Raw genomic sequence first — 16,047 nt, forward strand, 5'->3', positions numbered from 1 at the left:
ACGTTTGCTGTCCCCTAGTTGGGTTCCTACAGCGATTCGAGGATGCTCACGTAATTCGCGATGCCCACGCCGCCCATGTTTTGAACCGCTCCGCGCCGGGCATTGGGCAACTGCATGTCCCCGGCGGTGCCACTGAGCTGCATCGCCGCGATCACGTGCTGCGACACGCCCGTGGCGCCAACAGGGTGGCCCTTTGCCTTCAAGCCGCCGGACACGTTGACGGGCAGCTTTCCGTCCTTGTAGACCCAGCCTTCCTTGATCGCCCGGGAACCCTCGCCGCGTGGCGCCAGTCCCATGGCTTCGTACATGATGAGTTCGGCGATCGTGAAGCAGTCGTGCACCTCCGCGAAGTCCAGGTCGCCTACCTCAACGCCCGCCATGCCGAACGCCCGCTCCCACGAAGCCCGCGTGGCGGCGAACTCGGTGGGGTCGCGCTTCTCCGCCGGGAAGAAATCGTTCGCGTGGCCAAATCCGGCAAGGCGCACGGCTGTGGTTGCGCCGTTGCTCGCTTGGGTGGACAGTACGACGGCGGCAGCACCGTCGGAGACCGGCGAACAGTCAGTGCGGCGCAGGGGCTCGGCCACCATGGGATTCTTGTCCGAAATGGTGCGGCAGAACTCCTCGCCGAAGTCACGGTGCATCTGGGCGTACGGGTTGTCCATGCCGTTGCGGTGGTTCTTGGCCGAGATGGAACCCAGGACATCTCCGAGGCCAGCTTCGTAGCCCGGGCTGCTGATCGATGAGCCGTAGCGCTTGTCGTAGTGCTGGGCAACCTCGGCGAAAAGGCCCGTGAAGCCGGTTGTCGAGGGCTTGCCGGCCATCTCATAGGACGCGCCAAGCAGCGCTGCCCCCACCACGTCGGCTCCGGCGTCTGTCATCTTTTCCGCACCGATCACCAGGACATTCCGGGCTGTGCCCGCAAGGAGTGCCTTCACTCCCTGCTGGAACGCCGCAGAACCTGAAGCGCAAGCATTTTCGGTGCGCGTGGCTGGAACGTTGGCCAGATCCGCCGACAGCTGCAACGCCAGCGACGACGTGAAACCCAAGGGCTGCATGCCGGAGTTGAACTGGCCAAGGTAGATCTCGTCGATGTCCTTGGGGTCCAGGCCTGAGTTCCGGATGGCGTCACCGGCTACCTCAACGATCAGCGTCTCCAAAGTGTCGTCCGTGAGCTTGCCGAACTTGCTGTGGCCCCAGCCCGTGAGCAGGATGTCCTTGCCGAATTGATCCTTGAGGCTCATGCCGTAGCTCCTTCCAGTGCTGCTGCTTCAGCCGTCACGCTGTCCTCCAGCGCGACCTCGAAAGCCGCTTCTGTCTTTTCCGTGATTTCTTCCACCGTGACGCCCGGGGCGAGCCGGGTCAGCAGCAGGCGCGTGCCGCCGTCGTGCGTTTCATTAGTCTCGACGTCGAAAACGGCGAGGTCCGTGATGATCCGGTCCACGCACTTCAGGCCCGTTAGGGGCAGCGTGCATTCGGTGACGATCTTGGCTGAGCCATCCTTGGCATTGTGCTCGGTCAGGACCACTACCCGCGGTGTTCCGGCGACCAGGTCCATGGCCCCGCCCATGCCCTTGACCATCTTGCCGGGGATGGTCCAGTTGGCCAGGTCCCCGCTGCCGGACACCTGCATGGCACCGAGGATGGCGACCTTGACGTGGCCGCCGCGGATCATGCCGAACGACGTTGCCGAGTCGAAGATGCTGCCGCCGGGAGTGATGGTGACGGTTTGTTTACCGGCGTTGATGAGGTCGGCGTCTTCCTCGCCCTCGTAGGGGAATGGGCCCATCCCGAGCAGGCCATTCTCGCTCTGGAGGACCACCCGCACGCCGTCGGGCAGGTTGTTTGCAACGAGCGTCGGGATGCCGATGCCGAGGTTGACGTAGTCGCCGTCGTTGAGTTCTTCGGCCGCGATGGCAGCCATCTGGTCACGTGTCCATGCCATGGTGTTGCTCCTATTCTCTGCTTGGAGGGCGGCTTAGACGGCCGCGGTTTCGAGGCGCTGGCGGACCGTGCGCTGTTCGATGTCCTTGACGCGGTCGGTGGCCTGCACCAACCGCTGGACGTAGACGCCCGGGGTGACGATGTGGTTCGGGTCCAGCCGGCCCGGCTCCACGATGACCTCCGACTCGGCGATGGTCACGTTGCCCGCCGTGGCGACCACCGGGTTGAAGTTGCGGGCCGTGTAGCGGTAGATCAGGTTGCCGTCGGTGTCCGCGGTGTGGGCGTGGACCAGGGCGATATCTGCCGTGATGGCGCGCTCGCGGACGTAAGTCACGCCGTCGAACTCTTCCAGGGGCTTGCCTTCGGCAACCAGGGTGCCCACGCCGGTGCGGGTGTAGAAGGCCGGGATGCCGGCGCCGCCTGCACGGAGGCGTTCAGCGAGGGTGCCCTGCGGTGTGAACTCGACCTCCAGCTGGCCGGCCAGGTACTGCTCGGCGAACAGCTTGTTCTCGCCGACGTAAGAGGCGATGACTTTGCGGACCTGGCCCGCCTCGATGAGGACTCCCAAGCCCTTGCCGTCGACGCCCATGTTGTTCGAGACGATGGTGAGATCCTTGACGCCCGACTCGCGGACGGCGTCGATCAGGTCGGCGGGGATGCCGCTGAGGCCAAAACCGCCGACGGCGATGATCTGGCCATCTGCCAAAAGGTCATGGAGCGCTTGGGCTGCGCTCGCGTGGAGTTTGGACATGTGGGGCTCCTCGTTGAGTGTGTATCCACTTTGTGGACGTTCTTTGTATCTGCTCTGGAGCGTAGATTTTTCGGCTTATGGGGTCAATGGCCGGTTGCGTTGGCTACTCATGGTGTGGACGGTACGCTGGGACTTGTCCATATTGTGGAAGAATTCTTGTTGGAAGGACTGTCATGACGGTGCAGGGAGCCCAAGTGGTCGGCCGTGTGGCATTGCTGCTGCGCCTTGTGGGTCGCAAGCCCGAGGGGACCTCGTTGGCCGGTTTGGTGCGGGAGTCCGGACTGACCAGGCCCACGGTTCACCGGCTCCTTAGCTCCCTTGCCGCCGAAGGCCTGCTGGAACACGACTCCGGCACTGGAAAGTGGGTGCTTGGCCCGGAGGTTTTCCTGCTGGGCTCAGTGGCGGCGGCGCGTTTTCCCATGGAGGACATTGCCCGGCCCTCCTTGCGGCGCTTGGCTGCTGAGACAGGGGAGAGCGCCTTCTTTTCCATCCGCAGAGGCAACGAGACCGTCTGTGTGCTGCGCGAGGAGGGGTCGTTCCCGGTGCGCTCCTTCGTGCTCCATGAGGGGGTGCGGTTCCCTCTGGGGATAGCCTCCGCCGGCACGGCGATCATGGCGTTCCTGCCGGAGGAGGAGCAGGAGTCGCTGCTGGGGGACTGGGCTGCCCACGCGGGTGACTTCGCTGCGGGCCACACTGCCGACATCGTCCGGGGCAACCTGGAGAAGACCCGGCTGGCAGGCTACTCGGTGAATCCCGGGTTGATCCTGGAAGGCAGCTGGGGGATGGGTGCGGCCGTGTTCGACACCCAGGGACGACCGGCGTGGGCTCTTTCGCTCACAGGGATCGAACCCCGCTTCCGCCCGGATCGCCAGGAGTTCCTCGGCAAGCTGTTGCTCGAGGAAGCGCACAGGATGACAGCCCGCTTGCAGTCCCCCTGACCCAACTGGGGGACAGATAACGTTCCACTGAGGGCTCAGTGGAACGTTATCTGTCCTCTGGTTGGGTGGGGTTAGCTGAGGTTCAGGCGCATCAGTACTCGGGGGAATCCGTTAAGTACGGACGTGGTTTCGGCGACCTTGGTGAAGCCGGCCTTCTCAAAGAGCCTCCGCGTCCCCACGTACGCCATGGTCAGGTCGACCTTCCCGCCCTTGTTGTCCACGGGATAGCCCTCGATGGCCGGGGCGCCGTGGCTCCTGGCGAACTCTATGGCGCCTTGCAGGAGTGCGTGCGAGATCCCCTTTCCACGGTGCCCAGGCCGCACGCGGATGCACCACACGGACCAGACCTCGGAGTCGTCCGCATGGGGGATCTTCCTGTTCGTTGCGAAACTGGTGTCCGCCCGAGGGTGGACGGCTGCCCACCCGACTACTTCGTCGCCGTCGTACGCCAAAACACCGGGAGGTGGGTCTTCGGCGACCAGCTTCTCGACGTACTTTCCACGCTCCTGGCGCTGCAGGCTCAGATTCAGCTTGGACGGGATCCTGTAGCTCAGGCACCAGCACACATTGGAGTCGGGGCGCTTGGGCCCCACCATGGTTTTGACGTCGTCGAACTCTGTGGCGGGACGGACTTCGATAGCCATCAGCCCATCCTGTCACCGGCGCACACGCTCCGCTAGACTGTCCAGCGTGATGACCGGATCGGGCCGCGGCCCTGCACGGATCGGCTACCCGGCCGACCACTGACGCGCTTCGCGGGTGCTGCGCGCGCACCTCCTTGTGGATCGATGAACCCATCAGACATTCCACTGAACACAGGAGACCTGCATGCCCGCACTTTTCAACCACACCATCATCGCCTCGCGTGATGCGCACCGTGTCCGCAGAGTTCTAGAACAACGCGGGGTCACTTATGGCCCGTAAATACGCCCTCAATGGGCCATAAGTGACCCCGCGTCGCACGGAGTTCAAAAAAAGTTTTTCAATCCGCACCCATCCACCCCGTCCCATCCTCCGAATAGCTGGTGAGACACAAACCGGAGGTACAGCAAGAGCGGTACTTACGGCCCGTGTCCCACCACCCGATGGATCCAACGCCCTGGTTCCGAAAACAAGGAGAATGACATGTTGTCCACAAAGCGCCCCGCCCTCGCCTTCGTTGGCCTCACTGCAGCCACCCTTCTCGGGCTCACTGCCTGTGGTGGATCCGGCTCCTCCAGCTCGGCTTCCTCTTCGTCCGCACCGGCTCCGATGAGCTCCTCCGCTGCTCCTTCGTCGATGGCGCCGTCGCCGTCGTCGTCCATGAGCAGTGCGGCCATGGATCCGGCCGCCAACCTTGTGGGCCCCGGCTGCGCCGGTTACGCCGCACAGGTTCCGGACGGTGCCGGTTCGGTACAGGGCATGGCTCAGGACCCGGTGGCCGTTGCGGCCTCCAACAACCCGCTGCTCAAGACCTTGACCGCCGCTGTTTCCGGCAAGCTCAACCCCAAGGTGGACCTGGTCTCCACCCTTAACGGCAGCGAGTTCACGGTATTCGCACCGGTTGACGACGCTTTCGCCAAGATCGACCCCGCCACCATCGAGGCGCTGAAGACCGATGACGCCACCCTCAGCAAGATCCTCACCTACCACGTAGTCCCCGGCCAGATCACTCCGGACAAGATCGTCGGCACCCACAAGACTGTCCAGGGTGGCGAAGTGACGGTTGCCGGCACCAAGGACGCCCTCACGGTCGACGGCGCAAACGTGATCTGCGGTGGCGTCAAGACCGCCAACGCCACGGTCTACCTGATCGACTCCGTGCTGATGCCCAAGTAGGCCTTGGCCTCACGCAGCAGCCTCACGCAGCACACGACAAAGCAGGCGCCGGGATTCCGGCGCCTGCTTTGTGGTTGAAGGACTAGCTGTTCAGCTCGCTGTCGACATAAGAGCCCGGGCGGCTGTGTTCGGACCCGCAGGGGCAGTGATCGAGCTGGATGCGGACCGTCATGGGTTTGGAAGCGTCCAAGGTGAGGGTCACATCGTTTGACTGGCTGCTGAGCCGGACTGTTCCTTCGGTAGTGACGTAGGACATGGGGGACCTATCTGTGCGTTGGGAAATTGGGACTGTTCGTGACTGGCTATTTGCTGCCGGAGTCCAGCGGAGGTTTGACCACCAGCGGGATGGTTCCGGTAGCCGTTCCGCCGGGACAATCGGATTCGTTGCACTTCCCGGCACACTCGTGCTTGGTGACGAGGTCGAATTGCACGCCGCCATGTTGCTCAACGCCGGTCCGGATGGCGCGGTCCACCACCGAAGTGGCCAGGCGCCTGTGCAGCGACAACGGATCCCGCCGAAGGTCCTTGGCCAGGGCGAAGCAGAGCAGCAGCATCACGATCACGAATGGCAGTGCCGCAACAATCGTGACTCTCTGCAATCCGGCCAGGGCTTCTGATGGTTCGTCACCACCGGCCAAGAGCATGACGGCGGCAACGGCACCTGTGAGGCTTCCCCAGAAGATGACGACGGCGCGGCGCGGGTGCTCTGCCCCGTTGGAGCTAAGCGATCCCATGACGATGGACGCGGCGTCGGCACCGGTGATGAAGAAGATTGCCACGAGCACCATGGCCAGCACGATGACAGCGGCAGTAGCCCAACCGGGCATGCCCAGGTTCTTGACCAGATCGAAGAGCGCGCCGTCGAAGTTGACGGACGGTACGCCGTTGGTGGTGGTCACCAGGCCGGGGGTGCCGGCCTTGTCAGCTTCCTGCTGGATATTGAAAGCGGCTCCGCCGAAGATTCCGAACCAGATCACGCTGACAACGCTGGGCACCAGCAGCACGCCGGTGACGAACTGGCGGATGGTGCGCCCGCGGCTGATGCGGGCGATGAATAGGCCTACGAAGGGCGTCCATGAAATCCACCAGGCCCAGTAGAAGATGGTCCAGCTGGTCATCCAGCTGCGCAATGCTTCGTCGCCCACGGCTTCTGTCCGGGATGACATTTCAGCGAGATCGCGGGCATAGTCGCCGATCGCGGAGGGGATCAGGTTGAGGATGAACAGGGTGGGACCCGCAACGAACACGATGAGCGCCAGTACCACGGCAAGCACCATGTTGATGTTGGAGAGCCACTGGATTCCGCGGCTGATGCCGGAGACGGCCGATGCCACGAAGCAGAAGGTCAAGATGGCTACGATGACCACAAGTACCGGAGTGCCGACCTCGCCGAGCCATCCGTTCGACGTCATGCCGCTGCCGATCTGGAGGGCGCCAAGGCCCAGGGAAGCGGCGGTGCCGAAGAGCGTGGCGAAGATGGCCAGGATGTTGATGAACTTGCCGACAGGCCCTTCCACCATGCGGATGCCGAACAGGGAAGTGAACGCAGCGGACATCAACTGCCTCCGGCCCAGACGGTACGTTCCGTAGGCCATGGCGATGCCGACTACTGCGTACATGGCCCAGGGGTGGAGGGTCCAGTGGAAGATCGAGGTGGCCATTGCGGTCTGGATGGCGGCAGGTGTCCGGCCGTCAACTGTCCCTGGTGGGGGAGAGATGTAGTGGTAGAGCGGCTCGGCCACACCGTAGAACATGAGGCCGATACCCATGCCTGCCGCGAACATCATGGCTACCCAGGAAACAGTACGGAATTCGGGCTTCTCGCCGTCCTTGCCCAGCGGGATGTTGCCGAATTTGCCCAATGCCAACCACAGGACGAAGACGACGAACAGGGAGGCGAGGACCATGAACAGCCAGCCTGTGTATTCCATTACCCAGTTCAGGGCACCTTTGGACGTTTCGGACAGGCTGTCGCGACCGACAAAGCCCCAGACCACGAAGGCGACGGCGATGGCGCCCGTGATCCCGAAGGTGACTTTGTCGAGGGTAAGTTTCTGGTTCCGGCGGGCCGTGACGGCCTGCTCGGTCTTGGCGTGGCGCAGTTCCACCAGGATTTGTTCGTATTCTTCAGCATCCGGGAGGGTTCCTGCGCCTCCGTCCTCGTCGTTGAGGGCTGCTGCCTTGCTTGCATCGGGGGAGGCGCTGGGGATTTCCTCAGGAACCTCCACGTGGACGGGGTGGGCCGCTGAATTACCTGCCGGACGATCGTCAGCTGGTAACTCCTCCGGTGTTAAGGGTTTTGTGTCACTGTTTGTAGCCATGAGCGGGTCCTTTGCTCGGCGAGTCATGGTTTTTCTTGGTTGAATGCCCTAACGGCCTGCATTCGAAGGGAGATTGGGTCGTTCCGCATGAATCAACAAGATTCGCGCTAAGCAACAGAGTGCGCCGCGTCACACCGCAAAGTCAAGGCTTTTCGGCTCTGTGACGGCAATTTGATATATCAATTGGCCTTGACGTGGCAGTCCGCAGACACCGGTAAGTTCACTACATGAAGTACCCCTACACGGAAGCCCACGGGAAGGGCCATTTGCGGCGGCGTACGCTTCTTGGCGGATCGCTGGCTTCCGTCATGCTTGTCGACAAACGGCTACGGCAGGCTCGTGCCCCTCTCGACCCGTACGTCATCGAATGGGACAGCTACCGCCAAACCATCCTCGGCCTTGGTTTCGAGATTCAAAGCGACTCGATCGGCTCAGGCAATGTCGGGCTGCCGGAGAACCACGCTTCGGTTCCACACGATCTCGTGCAGACCGAACGCGAGAGGTTCTATCGGGAGATGCTTCGGGCCGGCGGCGAAAGAGGTTTCCGCTACTGCCGCCTTGCCTTGGGTCTGTTTCTTCGTGGACTCACGGAAGACCGGAAGAATATCGTTGGCCGCTGGCCGGAACAGATGGACGAACTTAGGGAATTGGTGGAGGGGGCCCGGGTCGAGGGCCTGTCGGTGGAATATTGGTCCCCCGCACCGCATTGGAAGTCCAACAAGGGGTTCGTTGGAGGAACCCTCAGGAGCGCCGACCAGGGCTTCCTCTCGGATTTCAGCGAGGCGATCGTCAGGGATGTGGCTTACCTCCAAGAACACGGGCTGCCCGTCAGCTGGTGGGGCCTTCAGAATGAGCCGGACCTGGAAACTGTCTATTCATCATGCAGCTACAACGATGCGCTGTACTTCAAAACCTTCCGTACCGCCGCATCACGGCTACGTGCCCGCTTTCCCTGGATCCGGATACACGCCAACAGCTTTGGTGGCCAGCACGGTATCGGTGGCGCGGCCCTGCGCGCTGACGAGCGGACCTTGTCCCTCGTGGACGCGTGGACTTGGCATCACATCGGTCGCGACTCCAGTGAGTTACTTCCCGGCGTCAACAATTTCAGCGACGAGGCTGCCGACCGCGTGGTGTACAACAATGAATTCGAGTACCTGCAGTGGGACCAGCGCTTGATCCCTTGGTACACCGTGAACACCGCCCAATCAATAATGAACTGGATGGTGTTCCATGGCGCGTCCATCTGGATGTGGCTGCACGCTCTCAAACCCACCTACAACTCTGAATCTGCGGGCTACGCCCTGGGAATCTGGAGGCCGTGGGATGACGACAACTACACCCACTTTCCAGACCTCCAAAAAGGTCATTGGACGTTCAACCCGGTCCACTGGAATGCTCTCGCAGGGTTCCTGCGGCACATGCCATGGAACTCCATACGCGTGGAAGTCAAAGAATCCACGACGAACGGGGACTGTCGGATTATGGCTTGGATATCTCCTGACGGGCGCCGGACATTTGCGCTGACAAACCGGTCCGGGAACCCCCGGGAGTTTCACGTACAGGCCGAAGGAAGGTTCACCGGCAGCCGGTATTCCCACCGCCTCAACGATCTTGGCTTGGGGACGGACTCTGGCACCGCATTGCACATCACAGTGCCCGCCTACACCATCGAATTCTGGACAGAGGCCACATGACCGCTCCCGAGGAACCGAGGGTGGCATCGCGGCGCCCCGGCCTTCCCACGATGACCGCGCCAGGCAACATCAGGGTGAAGAATGCGCCGAACTTTCTCGAGCTGAGCTGGGATCCAATCCCCGGAGCCGTTCGTTATCTCATCCGCCGAAAGACCGGGGACTCAAACGCGGCAATCGAACAAGTCGTGGAAGGCACCACCTACTTGGACTTGGACGTGGAGAACGATTCTGTTTACACCTATGAGATAGCAGGCATGAACGCAGCAGGAGCAGGCGTGTCCAGTTCCATCGCGGCGGCTCCAGTGAAAGCGGGTCCCCTACAAGCCGTCCAAGGGCTCAGGGTGAGAACCGTCGGCGGAGTGCCACTGCTTTCCTGGCGTCTTGCAGCCGACGCCTCCGGCTATGTCGTGGAGAGAGCCAGCACCAGCGGCGGTAAGTTCAAAGCGATCGCACGAATCACGGAAACGGAGTTCGCTGACTTTCTGTCCGGCGACGCCGCGCACTACAGAATCCGTTCCGCGAATACTTTCGGAGACTGCGCCCTGACGTCATGGCAAGTGAGTTGGCGGCGGCGGACAACAGTCATCTGAGGACGCTTCGTGAGCGCCTGGAACGGCCCGTGTGCGTCGGAGCTGCGACACCGCCTAGCGGTGCCTGTACCCCATCCGGGCGCTGATGGTCAGCCCGGCCTCACGCAGTCCGTCGACAAGCCCCGGCTGGTCCTCTGGCGAAAAACGGAACGCCGGACCCGAGATGCTTACTGAAGCGATAACGCTGCCCGTGTGGTTGTAAATGGGCACGGCCACCGCCGTGAGCCCGATTTCAAACTCTTCGTGGACCACGGCATACCCCTTTCGGGCCACCTCCAGCAGCTGCTTCTCCAATTCCCCGCGGTTGGTCACTGTGCGTGGTGTCCGGGCCGGCAGTCCGACCGCCTTGAAGACCTGGGTTCTTTCGTCGGCCGTCAGGGCGGCCAGGAGGACCTTGCCGCTGGAGGTCGCGTGCAACGGCGTCAGGCTTCCCACCCAGTCATAGGTTGCCAGCGTTGACGGTCCCATGGCCTGATCCACGTTGACCGCGTAATTGGACCTCAAAACAGCGAGGTTGACCGTTTCCTTGTATTCGTGGGCAAGGGCTTCCAGGACTTCCCGGGCCTCATGCACAACACTGAGCCTGCCGGGTATGGAGGATGCCAACCGGAGAATGCCGAAACCCAGCTGGTACTTGCCGCGCTCGTTGTTCTGCCGGACCAAATCACGGCCCACAAGGGAGCCAACCAGCCGGGATACGGTGGATTTGTGGACGCCCATTTCCTCGGCGATCTCGCTGACTCCGGCATCGCCTTCCCGGGCCAGGATTTCCAGGATCTGCAGGGCGCGGTCCACCGACTGGACGCCTCCGCCCTGGGAATCCGCGTCCAAGTCCGGGTTGCTGCGTGCGGCCATGGTGCCTCGTGTGTCGTTGTCCAGGCAGGCAGCCCTGGGCTTAATAGCCCGGGACGGCCCGCGTCCTCGTCCTCCCTCATCCTAGACGGACTTCTCCAGGCTGCCCGGGTGTTGTCCACGGCAGAGGCAGGACGGGAACGGGTTCGCCGGCGGCTGCTCCCTCCGGCGGCACTGCCATGTACCCGTCGGCCCACGCGAGTCCGCGCATCATCCCGGGGCCCGTATGGGAGGCGGGAAATACGAGGCCGTGGACAATGCTGCAGGGCATGAGGCGCGTCTTCCCGGGGACGGGCTCGATGTCGGCGCCGGAGAGCATGGGCGTGGCTGTCCTGAATGGACGGTTTCCCAGGGCAGCGAGCAGCGGCTCTCCCAGGGTCATGAGCGCCAACATGGCCGCCAGCGGATTGCCTGGCAGCCCGATGATGAAGCGGCCGTCGGGAAGCTCGGCCATCACCGCAGGGTGGCCCGGCCGCATGGCAACGCCGTCCAGCAGGAGCCGCCCGCCGAGGGCTTCGACGGCCGCACGGAAGTGGTCCGTCCCGGATTTGCCCGTTCCGCCGGTGGTGATCGTTACGTCGGGCCGCTGCCCGGCGCCGGCGCCGGCCAGCGCTGCCAGCCATTCGTCGTACGAGTCACCGATCCGTGTCTGCCCCAGCGCAATCCCTCCGAGCTGTGGAATGACGGCATTGAGCTGCGGGCCGAAGGCGTCGCGCACCTGTCCCGGCGCTGGCTCACCTGAGGTGATGACTTCCGAGCCCGTCAGTACGACGGCGACCCCCGGCTTGCGCTGCACCAGGACGTTGTCGTGTCCCGCCACAGCGGCGAGGGCAAGGTGTGCCGGGTTGAGTACTGTTCCGGCAGGGATGAGGATGTCCCCGGCGGTGGCTTCTTCCCCGGCCGGACGGATGTGCCGGCCGGGAACTGTCTCGCCCGGTTTGGCGTCGGGCAGAAGGGTGAGGAGTCCGCCGTCGTCCATCCGTCCGCTTTCCTTGCGAAGCACGCCGGTGGCGCCTGCAGGAATGAGGCCGCCGGTGGCGATGACACTGGCTTCGCCGGCAGACAAACGGCGTCCGGACCGGACGACGGTCCAGGGGCCGGTGCCATTGATGGCCCAGCCGTCCATGGCCGACGACGCGTAGTGGGGGAGGTCCATGCGCGCAATGACATCCTGGGCCACGGCACAGCCGACGGCCATATCCAGGCTTGTTGTCGCGGAAGGCAGCGGAACGGCGCAGCGGTAGGCGAGTTGCCGCGCCTCTTCCCACGAGATTGCATGGCCCCGCCGGACCGGTAACTCCTTGTGTGCAAGCATGGGTGTCCGCTTCCTGGGTGGTGCTTTTGTGATGGGGCAAAGATGCCGGGGACTGCACGGCCTTCCCGTAATTCTGCCGCGCCGTCCCCGGCATCTGTTGGGTACGTACTTAACCCGGTGTACTAGTTTTTCACGTAGCCGTTGGGGTTCAGTACGAACTTAGTTGCCGCTCCAGCGTCGAACTCCGCGTAGCCGCGGGGTGCGTCCTCGAGCGGGATGGCCTTGGCGTTCACGGCCTTGGCGATCTGGACCTTGTCATGCAGGATGGCCATCATGAGCTGACGGTTGTACTTCATGACCGGGCACTGGCCCGTGGTGAAGGACAGGGACTTGGCCCAGCCTGTGCCCAGGGACAGCGAGAGGGAGCCGTGTTTGGCTGCCTCGTCGATTCCGCCCGGGTCGCCCGTGACGTAGAGGCCCGGGATGCCGAGCGCCCCACCGGCGGCGGTGATGTCCATCAGGGAGTTCAGTACCGTGGCCGGCGCCTCGTGCGAGGCGTCCTTGCCGTGTCCGCGGGCCTCGAAGCCTACGGCGTCAATGCCGCTGTCCACTTCCGGTACGCCGAGGATCTGCTCGATCTGGTCCTTGGGATCGCCCTGCGAGACGTTGACGGTTTCGCAGCCGAAGGAGCGTGCCTGGGCGAGGCGCTCTTCGTTCATGTCGCCAACAATAACGACGGCGGCACCCAGCAGTTGGGCGCCGACGGCGGCGGCGATGCCCACCGGACCGGCGCCGGCAACGTAGACGGTGGAACCGACGCCGACGCCTGCGGTAACGGCGCCGTGGAAGCCGGTGGGGAAGATGTCGGAGAGCATGGTGAGGTCCATGATCTTTTCGAGGGCCTGGTCGCGGTCCGGGAATCGCAGCAGGTTCCAGTCCGCGTACGGCACCAGCACGTACTCGGCCTGTCCGCCCACCCAGCCGCCCATGTCCACGTAGCCGTAGGCACTGCCCGGACGGTCAGGGTTGACGTTGAGGCAGATGCCGGTCTTGCGTTCCTTGCAGTTCCGGCAGCGGCCACAGGAAATGTTGAACGGCACCGAGACGATGTCGCCCACCTTGATGAACTCGACGTCGGGTCCAACCTCCACCACTTCGCCGGTGATTTCATGGCCCAGCACAAGGTTCTTGGGTGCGGTGGTGCGGCCACGGACCATGTGCTGGTCCGATCCGCAGATGTTGGTGGTCACGGTGCGCAGGATGACGCCGTGGGGCACCTTCCTGCCGACGTTGGCAGGGTTGACGCCGGGCCCATCCTTGAGCTCAAACGTTGGGTAGTCGGTGTCGATGATTTCAACGACACCGGGTTCCTTGTAGGCGACTGCTTTGTTTCCTGACATGGTTACTCCCTGTTCCTTGCTGTTGTTGAACTGCCCGCCCAACGGTCCGAAAGCGGTGCTTCGATGAGAAATACCTCCCCAGGTTTCAGGTCACCGAAGCACCATTCACGGACCGTTGGACGGTTGGTTATGCGGACAAACGGACGTTTCTTTTATGCATTCAGGCCCTCTCCAGCCGGATGATCACGGATTTCGAGGTAGGCGTGCCGCTGGTGTCAGCGACGGAATCCAGGGGCACCAGGACGTTGGTCTCGGGGTAGTACGCGGCGGCGCAACCCTTCGGCGTCGAGTACGAGACAATGCGGAAGTCCTCAGCGCGGCGATCGACCCCTTGGAACTCGGAGATCAGGTGAACCATGTCTCCATCGGCAAAGCCGAGTTCCTTGATGTCCTCGGCGTTGATGAGCACTACACGCCGGCCACCGTGGATTCCCCGGTAGCGGTCGTCCTTGCCGTAGATGGTGGTGTTGTATTGGTCGTGGGAGCGCAGGGTCTGAAGGACCAGCCTGCCGGGCGGGACCTTGATGTACTCAAGCTCATTGCCGGTGAAGTGGGCCTTCCCGGAGGCGGTGTGGAACGTCCTGGCGTCGCGTGGGGGATGCGGCAGGACGAAGCCGCCGGGGTGCTGGATCCGGGCCTCGAAATCCTCGAAGCCGTCAAACACCGCCTCGATGTGCTTCCTGATCAACGTGTAGTCGTCCCTCATGGCCAACCAGGAGGCGTTGGGGGTGTTGGGCAGCCGGCTGTGACCGTCGGTAAACAACCTGTCCGCGAGGTTGCAGACGATCGCGACTTCGGAGTGGAGGTGCTCACTTGCGGGCTTGAGCCTGCCCCGTGAGGCGTGGACTGCGCTCATGGAGTCCTCAACAGTGACCCGCTGGTCGCCCGTTCGCTGGGTGTCCTTCTCGGTCCGTCCAAGGGTCGGCAGGATCAAAGCACGTCGGCCCGTGGACAGGTGCGAGTGGTTGAGCTTGGTGGATATCTGCACCGTCAACAAAGTGTTGGCAAGGGCCTGTTCGGTAACCTCCGAATCAGGGGCCGCCCGGACGAAGTTGCCGCCCATTCCCATGAAGAAGCGGACATTTCCGTCCCGCATTGCACGGATGGCGGCCACGGTGTCAAAGCCGTGTTCCCGGGGTGAGCGGAACTCGAATTCCTGGTCCAGACGGTCGTGGAAGGTCTCCGGCATCTTTTCGAAGATACCCATGGTGCGGTCGCCTTGGACGTTTGAGTGGCCGCGAACCGGACACACGCCGGCACCGGGCTTTCCGATGTTGCCTTGGAGCAGCAGCACATTCACAACATCCCTGAGGGTGGGGACGGAGTGCTTGTGCTGGGTCAGTCCCATGGCCCAGCACACGATCGTGGCATTGGAGGCCAGGAGGCGTTCGCCGGTCGCGTGCAGCTGCTCGAGTGTGAGTCCGGTGGCTTCGACGATGTCGTCCCACTCCACCTTCTCCAGGTAGCGCAGGTATTCGTCGATGCCCACTGTGTGGTCATTAATGAACGCGTGGTCCAGGACCGTCTCCAGGCCGGGAGTTGCCCGGCCTTCCGCCTCGGCTTCCAGCAGGTATTTGCCCAAGCCCTGGAAGAGGGCCTGGTCGCCGCCGGCGCGGATCTGCAGGAAGTCGTCGGTGAGCTTAACGCCGGAAACCACGCCCTGGACGTGCTGCGGGTTTTCGAAGTGCAGGAGCCCGGCCTCAGGGAGGGGATTCACGGACACGATGACCGCGCCGTTCTTCTTGGCCTTCTCCAGTGCACTGAGCATCCGGGGGTGGTTGGTCCCCGGGTTCTGCCCCGCAACAAAGATCAGCGACGCCGTTTCAAGATCGGTCAGGCTGACGGAACCTTTGCCGATGCCTATGGTTTCCACCAGCGCCGAGCCGGAGGACTCATGGCACATGTTGGAGCAGTCCGGCAGGTTGTTCGTGCCGAGGCCACGGACCAGGAGCTGGTAAACGAAAGCGGCTTCGTTGGAGGTCCGGCCCGAGGTGTAGAACACGGCCTGGTCAGGGCTTTCCAAGCTGCGCAGTTCCTCAGCCATCAGATCGTAGGCTGCGTCCCATTCGATCGGGGTGTAATGGGTGGCCCCTTCTTCCAAGACCATGGGGTGGGTCAGGCGTCCCTGCTGTCCCAGCCAGTAGTCGTCGCGGGTTTTCAGCTCTGCGACGGAGTACTTGGCGAAGAATTCGGGAGTGACGCGGCGGCGGGTGGCTTCCTCCGCGACGGCTTTGGCCCCGTTCTCGCAGAACTCCGCGGCGTTGCGCTTTTCATGCTCGGGCCAGGCACAGCCCATGCAGTCGAAGCCGTCCAGCTGGTTCACGGCGAGCAGGGTCTGAACGCTGCGCACCGGACCCATCTGTTCCAGGGAGATCTTCAGCGCGTTCGCGACGGCCGGGATACCCACGGCCTTGGTCTTGGGTTTTGTAACGGTCAGCTTTGACTCGTCGATGTTTCCGTTGGGGGCTTTCGTAGCCATGCGGT

14 protein-coding genes are annotated in these 16,047 nt (G+C 63.1%); 4 read left to right on the top strand and 10 right to left on the bottom strand.

Translation table 11 applies throughout. The features are described 5' to 3' along the window. Window positions 1–26: 26 nt before the first annotated feature. From PQ627_RS06300 to PQ627_RS06310, 3 genes are read right to left on the bottom strand one after another with little or no spacing between them, the layout of a single operon-like run. The gene (locus PQ627_RS06300; protein ID WP_274259375.1) at window positions 27–1,241 is read right to left on the bottom strand and encodes an acetyl-CoA acetyltransferase; all 1,215 of its coding nucleotides are present in this window, start codon (window positions 1,239–1,241) and stop codon (window positions 27–29) included. After that, the gene (locus PQ627_RS06305; RefSeq protein ID WP_274259377.1) at window positions 1,238–1,942 is read right to left on the bottom strand and encodes a CoA transferase subunit B; all 705 of its coding nucleotides are present in this window, start codon (window positions 1,940–1,942) and stop codon (window positions 1,238–1,240) included. Before PQ627_RS06305 ends, PQ627_RS06300 begins: the two co-directional genes overlap by 4 nt. A gap of 33 nt (window positions 1,943–1,975) precedes the next feature. Further along, complete coding sequence (locus PQ627_RS06310; protein WP_274259379.1) at window positions 1,976–2,692, bottom strand: CoA transferase subunit A; 717 nt, start codon at window positions 2,690–2,692, stop codon at window positions 1,976–1,978. A 173-nt stretch (window positions 2,693–2,865) separates the two neighbouring features. Between PQ627_RS06310 and PQ627_RS06315 the strand changes: the two genes are divergently transcribed. Further along, on the top strand, window positions 2,866–3,630 hold the full coding sequence (locus tag PQ627_RS06315) for an IclR family transcriptional regulator (RefSeq protein WP_274259381.1): 765 nt from the start codon (window positions 2,866–2,868) through the stop codon (window positions 3,628–3,630). A gap of 71 nt (window positions 3,631–3,701) precedes the next feature. Here the strand turns inward: PQ627_RS06315 and PQ627_RS06320 are convergent, their stop codons facing one another. Further along, window positions 3,702–4,274, bottom strand: a complete 573-nt coding sequence (locus tag PQ627_RS06320) for a GNAT family N-acetyltransferase (protein WP_274259383.1) — start codon at window positions 4,272–4,274, stop codon at window positions 3,702–3,704. A 481-nt stretch (window positions 4,275–4,755) separates the two neighbouring features. Here PQ627_RS06320 and PQ627_RS06325 point away from each other — a divergent pair, with 481 nt between their 5' ends. After that, a complete protein-coding gene (locus tag PQ627_RS06325) occupies window positions 4,756–5,448 on the top strand; it encodes a fasciclin domain-containing protein (protein ID WP_274259384.1) in 693 nt (230 codons plus the stop codon). Between the two features lie 82 nt (window positions 5,449–5,530). Here the strand turns inward: PQ627_RS06325 and PQ627_RS06330 are convergent, their stop codons facing one another. After that, window positions 5,531–5,704 (bottom strand): hypothetical protein, encoded by a 174-nt coding sequence (locus PQ627_RS06330; RefSeq protein ID WP_186313620.1) that lies wholly within the window; start codon window positions 5,702–5,704, stop codon window positions 5,531–5,533. A 46-nt stretch (window positions 5,705–5,750) separates the two neighbouring features. Further along, window positions 5,751–7,769, bottom strand: a complete 2,019-nt coding sequence (locus PQ627_RS06335) for a BCCT family transporter (protein WP_274259387.1) — start codon at window positions 7,767–7,769, stop codon at window positions 5,751–5,753. Window positions 7,770–7,996: 227 nt separating this feature from the next. Between PQ627_RS06335 and PQ627_RS06340 the strand changes: the two genes are divergently transcribed. Next, a complete protein-coding gene (locus tag PQ627_RS06340) occupies window positions 7,997–9,466 on the top strand; it encodes a glycoside hydrolase family 30 beta sandwich domain-containing protein (RefSeq protein WP_274259389.1) in 1,470 nt (489 codons plus the stop codon). Continuing rightward, window positions 9,463–10,056 (top strand): hypothetical protein, encoded by a 594-nt coding sequence (locus PQ627_RS06345; RefSeq protein WP_274259391.1) that lies wholly within the window; start codon window positions 9,463–9,465, stop codon window positions 10,054–10,056. The genes PQ627_RS06340 and PQ627_RS06345 overlap by 4 nt, the downstream gene beginning before the upstream one ends. 54 nt (window positions 10,057–10,110) lie before the next feature. On the opposite strand, the gene PQ627_RS06350 is transcribed toward PQ627_RS06345, so the two are convergent. The 4 genes from PQ627_RS06350 to PQ627_RS06365 form a co-directional block, all read right to left on the bottom strand. After that, a complete protein-coding gene (locus tag PQ627_RS06350) occupies window positions 10,111–10,911 on the bottom strand; it encodes an IclR family transcriptional regulator (RefSeq protein ID WP_274259393.1) in 801 nt (266 codons plus the stop codon). A 76-nt stretch (window positions 10,912–10,987) separates the two neighbouring features. Further along, on the bottom strand, window positions 10,988–12,223 hold the full coding sequence (locus PQ627_RS06355) for a molybdopterin molybdotransferase MoeA (protein ID WP_274259395.1): 1,236 nt from the start codon (window positions 12,221–12,223) through the stop codon (window positions 10,988–10,990). A gap of 122 nt (window positions 12,224–12,345) precedes the next feature. Beyond that, window positions 12,346–13,563, bottom strand: coding sequence for a formaldehyde dehydrogenase, glutathione-independent (gene fdhA / locus PQ627_RS06360; RefSeq protein WP_274259397.1), 1,218 nt, complete (start codon window positions 13,561–13,563; stop codon window positions 12,346–12,348). 160 nt (window positions 13,564–13,723) lie between these two features. Then, entirely contained in the window at window positions 13,724–16,042 is a 2,319-nt protein-coding gene (locus PQ627_RS06365; RefSeq protein ID WP_274259399.1) for an FdhF/YdeP family oxidoreductase, read from the bottom strand. Window positions 16,043–16,047 lie beyond the last annotated feature (5 nt).

The sequence above is a fragment of the Paenarthrobacter sp. AB444 genome (genome assembly GCF_028736865.1).
Classification (GTDB): Bacteria; Actinomycetota; Actinomycetes; order Actinomycetales; family Micrococcaceae; genus Arthrobacter; species Arthrobacter nicotinovorans_B.